The organism is Deltaproteobacteria bacterium HGW-Deltaproteobacteria-2 (assembly GCA_002840505.1).
Taxonomy (GTDB): Bacteria; Desulfobacterota; Syntrophia; order Syntrophales; family Smithellaceae; genus Smithella.
The window spans coordinates 13,241-28,053 of record PHBC01000004.1; the positions used below are offsets into that span (position 1 = coordinate 13,241).

General features: G+C 41.9%; 17 protein-coding genes. 9 read left to right on the forward strand and 8 right to left on the reverse strand.

Going from position 1 to position 14,813, the window contains the following annotated elements; all coding sequences use genetic code 11:
• Nucleotides 1–50: 50 nt before the first annotated feature.
• The gene (locus tag CVU62_10115; GenBank protein ID PKN37336.1) at nt 51–1,793 is read right to left on the reverse strand and encodes a hypothetical protein; all 1,743 of its coding nucleotides are present in this window, start codon (nt 1,791–1,793) and stop codon (nt 51–53) included.
• Between the two features lie 171 nt (nt 1,794–1,964).
• Between CVU62_10115 and CVU62_10120 the strand changes: the two genes are divergently transcribed.
• Nucleotides 1,965–2,618 carry a hypothetical protein gene (locus CVU62_10120; GenBank protein PKN37337.1) on the forward strand — a complete coding sequence of 218 codons (654 nt, stop codon included), beginning with the start codon at nt 1,965–1,967 and terminating at the stop codon, nt 2,616–2,618.
• Here the strand turns inward: CVU62_10120 and CVU62_10125 are convergent.
• Nucleotides 2,615–3,157 (reverse strand): cation-binding protein, encoded by a 543-nt coding sequence (locus CVU62_10125; GenBank protein ID PKN37338.1) that lies wholly within the window; start codon nt 3,155–3,157, stop codon nt 2,615–2,617. The genes CVU62_10120 and CVU62_10125 overlap by 4 nt on opposite strands.
• 134 nt (nt 3,158–3,291) lie before the next feature.
• Here CVU62_10125 and CVU62_10130 point away from each other — a divergent pair, with 134 nt between their 5' ends.
• The 6 genes from CVU62_10130 (at nt 3,292) to CVU62_10155 (ending at nt 7,985) form a co-directional block, all read left to right on the forward strand.
• A complete protein-coding gene (locus tag CVU62_10130) occupies nt 3,292–3,756 on the forward strand; it encodes a hypothetical protein (GenBank protein ID PKN37339.1) in 465 nt (154 codons plus the stop codon).
• Nucleotides 3,757–3,767: 11 nt separating this feature from the next.
• Nucleotides 3,768–4,715, forward strand: a complete 948-nt coding sequence (locus CVU62_10135) for a zinc-binding protein (protein PKN37340.1) — start codon at nt 3,768–3,770, stop codon at nt 4,713–4,715.
• Nucleotides 4,706–5,449, forward strand: a complete 744-nt coding sequence (locus CVU62_10140; protein ID PKN37341.1) for an ABC transporter ATP-binding protein — start codon at nt 4,706–4,708, stop codon at nt 5,447–5,449. Before CVU62_10135 ends, CVU62_10140 begins: the two co-directional genes overlap by 10 nt.
• Nucleotides 5,449–6,276 carry an ABC transporter gene (locus CVU62_10145; GenBank protein PKN37342.1) on the forward strand — a complete coding sequence of 276 codons (828 nt, stop codon included), beginning with the start codon at nt 5,449–5,451 and terminating at the stop codon, nt 6,274–6,276. Before CVU62_10140 ends, CVU62_10145 begins: the two co-directional genes overlap by 1 nt.
• Nucleotides 6,277–6,369: 93 nt before the next feature.
• Entirely contained in the window at nt 6,370–7,299 is a 930-nt protein-coding gene (locus CVU62_10150) for a hypothetical protein (GenBank protein PKN37343.1), read from the forward strand.
• 92 nt (nt 7,300–7,391) lie between these two features.
• Nucleotides 7,392–7,985: a superoxide dismutase [Fe] gene (locus CVU62_10155; protein ID PKN37344.1), complete on the forward strand. Its 594-nt coding sequence runs from the start codon at nt 7,392–7,394 to the stop codon at nt 7,983–7,985.
• 76 nt (nt 7,986–8,061) lie between these two features.
• Here the strand turns inward: CVU62_10155 and CVU62_10160 are convergent, their stop codons facing one another.
• The 6 genes from CVU62_10160 to CVU62_10185 all read right to left on the reverse strand — a co-directional run bounded on the left by CVU62_10160 (nt 8,062) and on the right by CVU62_10185 (nt 12,094).
• Complete coding sequence (locus CVU62_10160; GenBank protein PKN37345.1) at nt 8,062–8,343, reverse strand: integration host factor subunit beta; 282 nt, start codon at nt 8,341–8,343, stop codon at nt 8,062–8,064.
• Nucleotides 8,344–8,453: 110 nt separating this feature from the next.
• Complete coding sequence (locus tag CVU62_10165; protein ID PKN37346.1) at nt 8,454–9,185, reverse strand: pseudouridine synthase; 732 nt, start codon at nt 9,183–9,185, stop codon at nt 8,454–8,456.
• Nucleotides 9,182–9,859 carry an SMC-Scp complex subunit ScpB gene (gene scpB, locus CVU62_10170; protein PKN37347.1) on the reverse strand — a complete coding sequence of 226 codons (678 nt, stop codon included), beginning with the start codon at nt 9,857–9,859 and terminating at the stop codon, nt 9,182–9,184. The genes CVU62_10165 and scpB overlap by 4 nt, the downstream gene beginning before the upstream one ends.
• Nucleotides 9,860–10,600, reverse strand: coding sequence for a segregation/condensation protein A (locus tag CVU62_10175; GenBank protein ID PKN37348.1), 741 nt, complete (start codon nt 10,598–10,600; stop codon nt 9,860–9,862).
• Nucleotides 10,601–10,726: 126 nt separating this feature from the next.
• A complete protein-coding gene (gene trpS, locus CVU62_10180; GenBank protein ID PKN37349.1) occupies nt 10,727–11,716 on the reverse strand; it encodes a tryptophan--tRNA ligase in 990 nt (329 codons plus the stop codon).
• Between the two features lie 105 nt (nt 11,717–11,821).
• Nucleotides 11,822–12,094 (reverse strand): DNA-binding protein, encoded by a 273-nt coding sequence (locus CVU62_10185; protein PKN37350.1) that lies wholly within the window; start codon nt 12,092–12,094, stop codon nt 11,822–11,824.
• A gap of 306 nt (nt 12,095–12,400) precedes the next feature.
• Here CVU62_10185 and CVU62_10190 point away from each other — a divergent pair, with 306 nt between their 5' ends.
• Both CVU62_10190 and CVU62_10195 read left to right on the forward strand, forming a co-directional pair.
• Entirely contained in the window at nt 12,401–13,441 is a 1,041-nt protein-coding gene (locus CVU62_10190; GenBank protein ID PKN37351.1) for a hypothetical protein, read from the forward strand.
• 7 nt (nt 13,442–13,448) lie between these two features.
• Nucleotides 13,449–14,672 (forward strand): radical SAM protein, encoded by a 1,224-nt coding sequence (locus tag CVU62_10195; protein PKN37352.1) that lies wholly within the window; start codon nt 13,449–13,451, stop codon nt 14,670–14,672.
• The last annotated feature ends 141 nt before the right edge of the window (nt 14,673–14,813 follow it).

Sequence of the window (14,813 nt, forward strand, 5' to 3'; positions counted from 1 at the left end):
AAGTGAAAATTTATAATTTTTTCAGTAAGAGAAAACGAGACAATGTTTATTCAGCCGTTTTTTTCACCGGTGTATTTTCCCTCGGTGCGAAGCCGGTCAATTTCCCGTTTCTGCAATTCCGTATAGGCGATTTTCCCGACTCTGGTCTTCGGTAGTTCGTCGATAAACTCGACTTCTCTCGGACAACTCCATTTAATCAGGTCTTTGCGGCAGTGATTGATGAGTTCTTTGGCCATGTCCGGCCCGGCTTTGACGGTGAATTCTTTTTTCAGCACAACGAACGCCTTGACGCGCTCGACCTGCTCCTCGTCGGGTATGCCGACAACACAACAATCAGCTACTGCTTCATGCTTGTAGAGATGACCTTCGACCTGGGCAGGATAAACGTTCATTCCCGAAGATTTGATCATGCGTTTTTCGCGCAGTTTGAAATAAAAAAACCCGGCCTCGTCCATGGAAACGATATCCCCGGTGTGCAGCCATACCATGCCGTCAGAATGTGATTTGAGCACTGCTGCCGTCTCCTCGGGCTGGTCGAGGTATCCCAGCATGACCGCCGGGCCGTGCAGGCAGAGCTCGCCTTCCTCTCCGGCCGGGACTTCTTCAGTCGTTCCTTTTTTCACAACTTTGCCCAGCATATTCGGGAAGGGAATGCCGATGCTGCCTTCGCGATATTCTCCTATGGGCATGGCCATGATTGCTGTTACCGCCTCAGTCAGGCCGTATCCCTCAAGGAGCTTGACGCCCTTTCCACCCTGCCGTTCCACGATGCTTTCGAAGCGTTCCTTGACCACCCTGGGCAGTGTGTCGGCGCCGCTGAAACAAGCATAGAGGCAAGAGAGATCACTCTTGTTGAACTTTTCGTTTTTAATTAGAGCATCATACAGTGTCGGGACACCGATAAGGACGTTGGGTTTCTTTTTTATCATTTTCGCGGCCAGGTTGGCATCGAACATCGGCACCATGATGCACTTTCCTCCGTTGGACAGGGCGGTGTTCACGCACACCCCGAGGCCAAACCCATGAAAGATGGGCAGCATGGCGAGAATGTCGGAGTATTCCGGGTTCATCCCCACCCAGTTCGCGCACATGAGGCCTTCGGACACGAAGTTATAATTGGACAGCATAATGCCCTTGGGCGTTCCTGTGGTGCCACCGCTGTAGAGAATGACGGCCATATCTTCCGCGTTGACATTCGCCCTGAGAGCCGGAGGATGTTCGGTTTCCAGTACCCATTTTTTCCAGTCCACTATCATGGGGTCATTTGTTGGAATTGGGGGGTTCTTTCTTCCGGCTTTCAGCCAGTAAAGTTTCGACAAGTGCCACGGCAGATAGTCCTGCATTTTGCAGATCAGAAGCTTTTCCACGCCGGCCCGCCTGGCAGCGGGGGCGAAGGTATTGAGCCACATGTCCATGGTCAGGGCGAAGCGGCTTTTGCTCACCCGGCAGTAAAATTCGATCTCGCTTTCCGTCGAAAGGGGGTGGATCATGCTGGCGACCGCACCCAGTTTGTTCACCGCGTAAAAGCAGACGACTCCAGGAGGTGATGTGGGCATGGATATGGTCACCCGATCTCCTTTCTTCAATCCCAGGGCGGCAAGCGCGTTGGCGCATTGATCGATCTGTTTTTTAAAATTGAGGTAGGTGACTTTTTTCCCCATGAAATCGTAAGCCACCCGGTCGTAACAATCGGAGACGGCCAGGGCAACGGATTCATACATGCTGATTTTTGGGAAATTCAATTCATGGGGCACATTGCCGTAATATTTAAGCCATGGTTTTTTTTCATACATGCCGGTCTGCCTCCCTTGTTCGAAAAGCTTATTATTATTACTATAATAACGTATAATATTCTATTATAAATTTGAAATAACGAGAAAATCATTTTTGTTGATTGAAGTATAGGAAGCGTCGTATAATACAGGAATAAGATATTGACTACACCTTAGACACAAGGAGGTCCTATGACAGAAGCAACCCAACAAGCTTTATGCGGACTGAGGGATCTTTCCATGATCAAATGGTACATAATTCCACTTATGGCTATCGTCTTTTATATTTACACCCGGGAAATAAAAGAGGCGAAACAAACTAAAAACTGGGATGCTGTTCTGGCCGGTCTGACAATTTTCGGCGTGGATTTCTTTAACGAAACATGGAACGGCTGGGTTATGTATCTCACCCAGCGTTCGGCTGTCTGGACAACGCCCGGCGACACAGCCCTACGCACACTGGTGGGCTGGAATATCGAAATCATGTTCATGTTTTTAATTATTGGAATTATTTACTATCACACCTTATCCGAGAGCAAAAAAGAGAAAATTTTAGGCCTGCCTGAGAAATGGTTCTGGGCCATAAGTTACAGCGCTTTTTGTGTTTTTGTCGAGTGCCTGCTCAACATCGGCGGACATCTTGTGTGGGAATACCCCTTCTGGTATTTATCCTTTAAAGGCGTCTGGCTCATTTTCGTTTTCGGCTATTTCCACTTCTTCTGCTTTACTATTTTAGTTATTAGCCTGAAATCAATGAAAGCCAAATTAACAACAGTTGGAATAATATACGCCGTACCGATAATTATGAATACTCTTGCGTTCGGATTCTGGGGCTGGAATTACTAAATGCTTAGGCTTGAGTAATCGTCAAATATTTTATTATATTTTTCGTGAATCATTTTGCGGTCGAATTCCCAGAATTCGGCAAGCATTTTGGCTTGTTCATCTTTGTCAAAATATTCCTGACAGGGATAGAAGAAGTGCTTGTCTTCCTTCTCGATGTGTTTGGGATAAAAATTGCCTAACTGCCGCGCGAAATCTATTATGCGTGGTAATTCGTCTTTGTCGCCTTCTAAATATTTTACTTTGGCCGCAACCAGCGCTGCCGTCGTCTTTCTTCCCCAAACATGCTCGTCCAGCAGTTCCTGCATGATTTTTTTCAATTCCGGCGTAAGATCTTTCTTGGCCAGATCTCTGAAGAGAATTTCCTCTTCCTTACCATGATGAGTGCGGTCGGCGTAAGTGCGCACGAAGTCAACGGCTATATCTATGATGAGAGGATTAACTTTCTTGCTTTTTTCAATATTGTCAATATGAAGCATCATCGAAGAGAGCATTTTTTCAATCAATCTATGTTCCCACATTAACGGTCCGATAGGTTTCATAAACAATCCTCCTTATTAAAATGTAGTATTAATTTATAGCATGAATTTGATTAGTCAATGTTATTTTTATATTGTCTGTCATGACACTACTTATAATTGTTGCAACTCGGTTGCATCTTTGATAATAGTTCGCCATGGTTATAAATTCAAATCATAAAAATGCCCTGCTTACTTTGCAAAACGCCGGCCTTTCTAAAACTTCACAGCGTATTGCTGTTTTGAATATTTTACTCAAAGCAACAAAACCGCTTAATGTAAGCACTATTCGCCAGTCGCTGGAAAACAAAGCCAACATTGATAAAGTAACAATTTATCGCATTTTATCTCTTTTCAGACAACGTGGTATCATCCGGGAAATTGCTTCCGCAGGCGGCGCTAATTATTTTGAAATGGTCAATTTAGAAAAACCATTGCATCCCCATTTCAGCTGTCGCAACTGTGGAGAATTTACCTGCCTGGAGCCATTATCTTTTACACGGGCATCGGAGCTGATTTTATATAAAGATGATTACAGCATTGATCATATCGAAATTAATATATCCGGCCTTTGCAGCGATTGCCGTACGTCAGCAAAAACAAAAATATCATTGTATAAATAGGAAATATTATCATGTCTCTAAGAAAAATATCTCTTATCTTTCTCCTTTTGTTATCTTTACTTCTGTCCTCCTGCCAACCGGCAAAGGAATCAGACAGGGGAGATAAAAAACTAAAGGTAATTGCCACAATTTTTCCCATCTACGATTTTGCATGCAATATCGGAGGAGATAAAATCAAAGTAACCATGCTTCTGCCACCGGGAACAGACGCGCACCATTACGAATTAAAGCCCGAAGATATAAAAAAGGTCAGCAAAGCTGATATTTTCCTTTTCACCAACTTTGAAATGGAACAGTGGGCATATAAAATCATCAACGCCGCCGAAAAAAATACCAATATGCTGGCCGTAGAGACCGGAGCCGGAGCTGTCTTGCTGCCGTTCAATGAAGAGGATGGAGTTCGTGGAGAGCATGGAAATCATATTTCCAAATTTGATCCGCATCTCTGGCTGGACCTGGATAACGCACAGAAAATGGTTGATAACATTGCCGCCACATTTATTAAAAAGGATTCTCGCAATAGTGATTATTACTTAAGAAATGCTCGTGATTACAAGCTTAAGCTAACCGCTCTGGACCAACGATATCGTACAGAATTAAACGGTTGCAAAACAAAAATAATTTTGCACGCCGGTCACTGGGCGTTCGCTTATCTGGCTAAAAGGTATAATATAAAATATGTTGCTGCTTATAACATATCGGCGGATGCCGAACCTTCGCCGCAAAAGACGATTGCTTTGATCGAACAAGTAAAGAGTCAGAAAGTTCCTTATATTTATTATGAAGACATGATTAGTCCCCGTCTGGCCCGAATGATTGCCGCAGAAACAGGAGCCGGTTTACTGAAACTCAATAACGGGCATGACCTAAGTAAAGAGGATATTAAAAACGGTGCATCTTTTATTTCATTGATGGAAACAAATCTGACTAGTTTAAAAAAAGGAATGCGATGTCCATGAACGTCATCAACGTTGATAATTTGACCTTCTGCTACAACGGCCTGGAAGCTATCAGTAATATTTCCTTTACCGTAAAAAAAGGCGATTATCTGGGCATTGCCGGGCCCAACGGATCCGGCAAAAGTACGCTGATTAAAAATATTCTGGGCATCCTGAAGCCGCAAAAGGGGAATATTAATATTTTTGGTCAACCTTTAATTTTTTTCCACCAGTGGGATAGAATCGGTTATCTGCCTCAGCGAATAAGCTCCTTGAATAATCACTTCCCCAGTACTGTAGAAGAAATAGTTCAATTGGGCATGAAAAAAAGAAATACAATAGCTTTAAAGCGTACTCTGGGAATGATGGGAATCGCGCATCTTGCCGACCGTCTGATCGGTGAACTCTCTTATGGCGAACAGCAGCGCACAATTTTAGCGCGAGCTTTAATCAGTCAACCGGATTTACTCATTTTCGATGAACCAACAACAGCTCTTGATCCGGAAACAAGAGAAATTTTTTATTCATTGACCAGCGAAATGAACCGAACCTATGATACTACTATTATTCTTGTTACTCACGACACAGGTATTATTGGAAAGTACGCCCGTAATCTTCTTTATCTTGACAAAAAAGTAATCTTTTACGGAACATTTGAAGATTTTTGTACTTCACCTGATATGGCCGGATTTTTTGGATCGACCAGTCAGCATATGATCTGTCATCAGCACGATAAAGCGGAGAGCAACGTTTGATGGGCTTAGGCGATATACTTAATTATGAATTTGTTCAACGCGCCATTTTGGCGGGTATGCTGATCGCTGCCATTTCCTCCATACTGGGAGTTTTTCTTGTCTTACGTCGTTTCTCTCTGATTGGCGATGGACTTGCTCATATTACCTTTGGCAGTGTTGCAATTGTAATCCTGATCGGAGTCAGTCCTGCCTATATTACCTTGGCGGCCCTGCCCCTGGTGATGCTTTCATCGCTAGCTATTCTCAAACTGACTCATTCCCAGCGCATCCACGGAGACGCGGCCATCGGCATCGTCTCTTCACTCGGAATCGCTACAGGTATTATTCTGGCCGGATTATCCGGCGGTTACAATCTTGATTTATTCAGTTATCTTTTCGGCAATATTCTAACCGTAACACAAACAGAACTCTGGCTTTCATTTATTGTTTTTTTAATTACAGTAGCCACGGTAGTTATTTTTTATAATGATTTTTTGGCAATTACTTTTGACGAAGAGCTGGCCCAGACAATGGGCATCAAAACAAAAAGAATCAATGTGCTTCTCTTTCTATTGACGGCAGTCGCAGCAGTTTTAGCTATGAAAGTAGCAGGCATTATGCTCGTTTCAGCTATGCTGATTTTACCGCCTCTAACTGCTTTGCAGCTATCCATGAGCTTCAAAAAAACCATTATAGCCGCTGCTTGTTTTTCTATTTTATCAGTAATTTGCGGTATTATTCTCGCTTTTTTGTTGAATTTACCGGCGGGAGGAACTATAGTTATTTTTAACATCTGTTTTCTCTTGCTTATTTCCGGAGCTAAAATAATCTGGCATTTGCCCCGTTAGAAGGCTTCTGGCCATTTAGCGGGACGACTCCAAATAGAAGCAAGGCTTCTCACAAATGCAAGCAATGAGATTTTCTAACGGGGTAAAAAATAAATGGCTCTTTCTACTAATCTTTTTTACCGCTCCAACTTAATTTTTTTGCTGGCTCTGATTTGCGGTATAGCCCTGCCCCAGGGATTCCCCATCGGTAAAACACTGATCTTTCCCGCACTGATTATAATTTTATCCATTACCCTGCTGAGATTTCCCCGCGGTTTCTTCCGCCACCCCGGCCCGCTTTTATCCGCTTCCATTCAAGGCAATATTATGAATTATCTTGTTTTGGGAAATTTTATAATTTTGACCAGTATTTTTTTGATCCAAAAACAGGAGTTTTGGATAGGCATGATATTAATCGCCGCCATGCCGCCTTCGTTAGACATAATTCTTTTGGGCAATTTATCGCGCATTGAAAAGAATTCCGTCTTTACCAGCCTGGCCGGGGCTTATTTAGGCGCTCTGCTGATCATACCGTTAATAGGCTTGGGATTCCTAAAATATATAATTCCGAACTATTGGAACATAATTGTTATAGTACTGGGATTGATTTTACTGCCACTCATCCTATCCAGACTTGTTATTGATAAAGGATGGGATAAAATAATTGAACCATCCAAAGAAACAATTATAGATTACTGTTACTTTGTAGTATTTTACACTATAACGGCAAGTGGCAGAAATCTTCTTATGCGATGGTCTTCCGATCTTTTTGTTATCGCTTTCATTGCTCTTGTCAGCACTTTTATCTTCTCCTTTGCGATCAGGAAAATTGGACTTTATTTCCATAGTAATGAAAATAAGATTATCTCTTTTCTTCTTATGGGCACATTGAAAGACTGCGGATTAGCCGGTGGCATTGCCCTTATTTTATTTAGCCGTGAAGTTGCTCTTCCATCATTGATTTTCGCTGTCTTTACCTTTATTCATATCAACTGGCTTAAATATAAAATGAGTCATATTGATAAAGTTGCAAATATTAATTAAAAAAGATGCAATCTAAGTTTGACAAACTTAAAAATCGACCTATTATAAAAAGAACAATCTGACATTATAAAAACACAGAAAGGAGAATAACTATGGCCATATCATTACCGGAACTCCCCTATGGGAAAGATGCATTAGCGCCTTTTATCAGTGCCAATACCCTGGATTTTCATTATGGTAAGCATCACAAAGCTTATGTGGATAATCTAAACAAATTAATCGCCGGCACTGATCTTGAACAAAAATCGTTGGAAGAAATTATTAAGATTGCCGCTAAAGATCAGGCAAAAGCCGGCATCTTCAACAATGCTGCCCAGACATGGAACCATTCCTTTTACTGGCAATGTCTGAAGAAAGCAGGAGGAGGAGTTGCTACCGGAGCAATCGCGGCAAAGATTAACGCTGTATGGGGAAGTTACGATAAATTTGTTGAAGAGCTGAAAAATGCCGGCGCGACTCAGTTCGGCAGCGGCTGGGCATGGCTGGTTCTGGAGGGAGATCAGTTAAAAATAACAAAGACAGCAAATGCCGATACACCTCTTGCCCACGGTCAAAAAGCACTCCTGACAATTGATGTATGGGAACACGCCTATTACCTGGATTATCAAAACCGGAGGCCTGATTATCTTGCCGCTGTGATTCAAAATTTGATTAACTGGGACTTTGTCAATGCCAATTTAAGATAATATAATTTAAAAGTAACAATCAATAAAAAAAGGGGGCTTAGATCAAGCCTCCTTTTTATTTATAAAAACAGGGGGGTTATTTCTTTTTATCAACGCGCACTTTAAGTTCTTTGCCTACTTTAAAGAAGGGTAATTTTTTAGGTTCAACCTGTATCTTAGTGCCGGTTTTAGGATTTCTTCCCGTGTACGATCCGTATTTTTTTACCACAAAGCTGCCAAAACCTCTGATCTCGATACGCCCATTTTTTTTCAATTCATCGGTGAAACCTTTAAAAATAAGATTAACAACGTCAATTGCCTTTTTTTCCGTCAAGTTTAACTTACTGCTTAAAGTTTCAATAAGACCGGATTTATTCATAGACCCTCCTTAATACTATTTACAACAATGAATCGCTAATATGACAATATATGTTTATTTTCTCTATGTTAGACGTTATTATTTATTTTTTAGCGAATGTCAAGAAATTTTTACCTATTTTCGTTTGATACATTATCCAGCAGTTGGTCTATTTCTTTTTTGGTCAAATGCCGCCAGTCGCCTTCTTTTAAATTGCCTAAATTAAGACCTCCGATGGCTTCCCGCACCAAAAGAGCTACACGATGGCCGGCAGTTTCAAATCCTCTCCTGATGATCCTATTTTTCCCCTCTCTCAGAGTAAGTCGCAACCAACAGCTTCGATCATTAATTTTTTCTACTTTTAAATTTTCCGGCTTAAAAACACCATCGGGTAACTTAATCCCTTTACCCAATAGTTTTAACTCCTCTCTGGACAAGTGTCCTTGAATTTTTACTCTATATACCTTTGGTTTCTGAAAACGGGGATGCTGCACTTTTTGAGCAAAATCACCGTCATTAGTCAAAAGTAAAAGTCCTTTCGAATCATAATCAAGCCTTCCTACCGGATAAACCCTTTCCTGCATATCACTTAGTAAATCCACAACTGTCGGTCGGTTCTGAGGATCATGAAGGGTGGTAACAAATCCGGCCGGTTTATTCAAAGCAATATAATATTTAGTTTTTCCTAAAGAGATTGTTTTGCCGTCAATTCGAATAATATCTTTTTCGGCATCAGCCTTCTCTCCAAGTTTGGTGATCACAACATTATTAACGCTGACACGACCTTCAGTTATCAGCTTTTCAGCATGGCGTCGCGAGTCAATACCGGCAGTCGCAATAATTTTTTGTATACGTTCTTTCATAAATCAGGAATATCTTCGATATCGATTTCTATTTCTGCGATTTCCTGTTCCGCTATTTTCTGCTCTGTGACTTCATGATTTACAATTCCCTCTTCCAAAATTTCCTGCTCTGTGATTTCCTGACCTTCGATTCCCTGATCTTCAATGTCCTGCTGCTGGTTGAGTTCTTTTAATTCCCGCAAATTCGGCAAATCAAGGAGATCTTTCAGATTGAACACTTCCAGAAATCTTCTGGTTGTCCCGTAGATAATGGGCTTGCCGGGCACGTCCTTGCGTCCGACAATGCGCACAAGCTTTTTATCCAAAAGGCTCTTGAGCGGACCTCCTACATCTACTCCGCGAATGCTTTCGATTTCGGATTTAACAATGGGCTGTTTATAAGCGACGATTGCGAGCGTTTCCATCGCCTGCGGAGATAAGGAATGAGGTTTTGAGCTTTTCAACTTTTTAATCCACTGGCCAAGTTCAGGATTGGTTCGGAACTGAAAACCGCCGGCAACTTCCTGCAAAAAAATACCCCCATCCCGTTCATTATATTCCAATACAAGCTGATCAATTATTTCTTTAATTTCCTTTTTTTCCACTTCCGGAAAAACAACACGAATTTTTTCAGGCGCCAACGGCGTATCGGAAGCGAAAATCAGAGATTCAATTATTGCTTTAATTTTTTCCATTTATGACTCCACGGCCGGAAATATCCGGATAACCCCAAAAATTGAAGTTTGATAAGCTTTAATCATTCTCAACTTAATTAATTCCAGTATAGCCAAAAAAGTATAGATGATGCGCCGGCGATCTCTTTTCCCTTTGAGCAAATCTTCAAAAGTCGAGCTTTTTGTTACGGATAAATGATCCATTACTTCGTTGATTATATCAGTAAGAGACAGTTTTTCCAAATCAATTTCCAAAAGTTCCTTTCTATCCAGTTGCGAAACAACGCGATGAAAAGCCTCTATAAGCTCGAAAACGCTTACTTCGATGAGCTCTTCTTCCTCCGTGGTTGTCTTTTCAGCTTCTTCCGGCAGTAGCGCGGCCCGGGTAAACACGTCTCTCTCCAGGAGCGGTCTTTCTTTTAGATTTTCTGCTGCTTCCTTAAATGTCTTATGTTCAAGAAGCTGCCTGACCAGTTCGGCTCGGGGATCTTCCTCTTCTTCTTCCGGTTCATCAGGCGGAGGCAGGAGCATCCTGGATTTAATATGAATAAGCGTTGCAGCCATGACCAGATATTCTCCGGCCAGATCGAGATTAAGCTCTTTGATAATTTTCAGGTATTGGAGATATTGCTCGGTAACCAGCGCTATCGGGATATTATAGATATCGATTTCATTTTTCTTTATCAGATACAAAAGAAGGTCCAGCGGACCTTCAAAGATGTCCAGTTTAACAGCATAATTTGATATTTGTTCATTATCCATAATGTTGATGATATAAGTCAGTTTATAGATACGGCAACGCCGTCTTAATCATTTAATTAATCCGAGACTAAAATCTCTACATCCGGAAACGACTTTCAGTGGACAAAATTTTTCACCTTTAATCAATTATATATTAACCGCGGCACGCACTTCATTCATTGTCTGACGTGCTATTTTTATCGCTTTTTTGTTTCCTTCTTCTATGATCGCGTTAATTTCATCCATATGACTTATGTAGTAATCCATACGTTCATGAACGGGATTAAGTTTTTCGGCTATCTGCTTGGCCAGTATCTTTTTGCAGTCCGTGCAACCAATTCCAGCTTTCCGGCATTCAACATCAATCTCTTTGACTTTGTCCGGCAAAGAATACAATCCGTGAAAAGTGAAAACATTGCATATTTCAGGATTTCCGGGATCACTCTTCCTCATCCGCTGAGGATCGGTAAACATGGAGCTAATTTTATGCAGCAGCGTCTTTCCCCGGTCGCTGATGTAAATAGAATTATCGTAGGATTTGCTCATCTTTCTCCCGTCAATTCCCAGCAGTTTGGGCACGCTGGTTAAAAGCGGTTCCGGAACAGGAAATATTTCTTTATAGAGAAAATTAAAACGGCGGGCTATCTCGCGGGTAAGCTCAACATGGGGAAGCTGATCAATACCGACAGGCACACCATAGGCTTTATACATGATAATATCGGCGGCCTGCAGCACAGGATAACCCAGAAAACCGAAAGTGGATAAATCCTTGCTGGACAGTTCCGATTTCATTTCCTTGTAAGTTGGATTTCTTTCCAGCCAGGCCAGTGGAGTAATCATCGAAAGCAGCAAAAACAATTCGGCATGTTCCTTAACCGCTGATTGAACAAAAAGCGTGCTCTTTTGCGGATCCAGACCGGCACTGAGCCAGTCTATCACCATATTGACGATGTTATCCTTGATGCCTTCAGTGGAACTGTATTCACTGGTAATCGCATGCCAGTCAGCAACAAAATAAAAACAATCATATTTGCCGCTTTCCTGCAATTCAATCCAATTTTGCAAAGCTCCATGCAGATTGCCCAGATGCAGTTTGCCCGTCGGTCTCATTCCACTGAGAATTCTCTTTAATTCCAAAACAAAACTCCTTGTAAACTATTTTTTCATGGTAAATGCACTAAGGCCTCCGGATATTACGCTGAAAATGCGGAGGCCTTAGTTGTACTATAACTGAATAATTTATTATTTTACTTTACTGGCCAGATCCTTGCCTGCCTTAAATTTTACGACTTTCTTTGCGGGAATCTTGATAGCTTTTCCGGTCTGAGGATTCCTGCCCTCTCTCGCCTTCCTCTTCACTACCGAGAACGTACCAAATCCTACAAGAATAAGTTTACCGCTTTTCTTAAGCTCTTTGGCAACGGCTACTTCGTATGCCTCCAGTGCTTTTGCCGCTTTGTCTTTGGTGACACCTGCCGATTTTGCTATAACCCCGACTAATTCTGCCTTCGTCATTTTCTAAAATCCCCCTTTCATAAAATCAAATTCCTGTTTTTATTATGAACCGTTTTTGCGGCCATCTCCAAAGCTTTTAACATTCAACCCGGCGAAACACCTTTATCAATTTCATTAAAGAAGCACAAACTTCTTGAGCGTCCATCGAAAGTAAATTTGATACTTCTACTGCTTGCTTATTTGTTTGGATAGCTGTCTTTCTTCTTAAATTAGCGCAAGAACTAGCACAACTAAAATTAACAATCAAGGGAAAAATGATTTTTTCCTGTTAATATTTCAATCGTTGAAGGGCTTTCTTAATTGATTATGCTCATTATAGCAATAACTTTTTTAACTGGAAGATTTACTGTATACGGATCGAATGCACGCTTCTTTACAAAAAAGAACCTTTATGTTAAGACCCGTCGCAATGGATTCAGGTATGTTATGCAAAGCTCCAATATAGAAAAAGTAAAGACATGGTTTGTCCTGTCCCGTCCGCCTTTCCACACTGTCGGTATACTTCCTTTTGTACTGGGAACACTTCTGGCATACAAAATCAATGCTACATTCAATATGGAGATTTTCCTGCTCGGGGTTATAGCGGTTATCCTGATTATGCTGTCAACTTATCACTTGGGAGAATATTTTGATTATAAGGAAGATGAAATATCCCAGCGTTTATATAAAAGTAATTTTGCCGGTGGTTCAGGCGTCATTCCGGCTGGGACCATGCCCCGTTCTGTAGCTTTATGGACCGGTTTGATTTCTTTTCTCCTTGCTGGCGCCATTGGTGTTATTCTGCAATTTGTTTTAAAAACAGGCCCCTATACTTTGCTTTTAGGCTGCCTGGGCGCCTTCCCGGGCTTTTTTTATTCCACGAAACCGATCAGACTGGTGCAAAGAGGCTTTGGTGAAATATTCATCGGCTTCTGCTACGGCTGGCTTCCTGTCGCCTCGGCTTATTATATCCAGACAGGAGCAGTTCACCCCGTTATTCACTGGATGGCTATACCCATTGGCCTGACGATATTTAATGTAATTCTGCTTAATGAATTTCCGGACTACGAAGCGGATAAAGCTACGGACAAAAAAAATCTGCTTTATCGTATCGGGAAGAGAAACGGAAATTTTCTATATATCGCCTTTTCCTTACTGGCCTCAGCGGCAGTGCTTGCCTCACCATTCTTCGGCATTGCTTCTAAGATTGTCTATCTCTATCTGCCTGTATTAAGTATTTCTTTATTTATTGTTGTGATGATGCTACGCGGCAAGTATGAAGACAAGAAAATGATGGAGAAATTATGCGGCTTGAATATAGCAGTCAATCTGGGAACGTCTCTTGTTTACATTCTGACATATATTTAAAATTCAAATGAAGACTAAAAACAAAGTTAAAGCATTTTATAATCCACCCTCATTGTTGTTTAAACAACTGGGCAGTTCCATGCTCATGGGATATCTGAACCGCTGGCAGAATTTCCCCGGGTGGGTATTGAAATACGGTTTTCGATCCATACCTGTAGCCAACGGTTCCTGGGGTATGGGTTGTATCGGATATCCGGGACATCCTGTCTGGGAAGTAACCGGAGCATGCAACCTAAGATGCATTCATTGCCACGCCATTAGCGGTAATGCCGATCCCGATGAACTTACCACTGATGAAGGAAAAAGACTCATTGACATGATCGCCTCCGTCAGCGAATTCCGCACATTAATATATACAGGCGGCGAACCACTGGTGAGACCGGACATCTTTGAATTGCTCAGACACTCTCAAAAGGCGGGGCTTGCCAATATCGTCGCCACCAACGGAACATTAATCGATGAAGAAATGGCTTTTAAATTGAAAGATCACGGCGTCGTCTGCAATGCCATCAGTATTGACGCAGCAAATCCTGATATTCACGACATGGTCCGCAACAAACCGGGAGCATTTGACCTGGCGCTTCGCGCTATTGAAGCCACTAAAAAAGCAGGTATTCTTTTACAAATAAACACTACAGCAATGGAATACAATATACCTAATTTACCTGAGCTCATCGATTTCGTTGACAACTGCGGTGCCGGAATCATGCTGATGTATCAGCTCGTTGCTGTCGGTCGCGGAGAAAAGATTGAAAAGGCCACATTAAAGAAAGCTGCCAATCAATACCTGAGTGAACTGATCGCGCTCAAACAAAAAACAGCTCATACAATAATAGAACCGGTCGCCGGCCCTCAATACTGGCCTCATCTGCTGGAGAAAAACGGTATCCGCGATGGCCTCATGCTGAAACTTGCCGGCAAGGTTTTCCATGGCTGCGCGGCCGGGCGAGGCTTTGTTTACGTTAAAGCCAACGGCGATGTCTGGCCATGTCCATTTGTGGAAGTAAGCGCCGGCAATGTCAAAAAGATGGATTTCAAAGATATTTACTATGAATCAACTGTTTTTCGGAATTTACGTAACAGAGAAAAACTCTTAAAAGGCGTTTGCGGTGAATGCAACTATAAAACGGTATGCGGCGGCTGTCGTGGACGAGCGTTGGCCTATAGCGGAGATTATCTGGCAGAAGATCCTCGCTGCTTTATACATGAAACAACAAAACACCACCCGTAAAGTAAGTTCATCCTGGTAAGAGAGGTAATATGAATACGATAGAAATCAATAAGGATCAGTTCATAGAATTGCTGAAAAATCACAACGACAAACCTTTCGTTATGTTGAACCTCCTGAAGTTTAAAAAGATGGCGGCAGGAA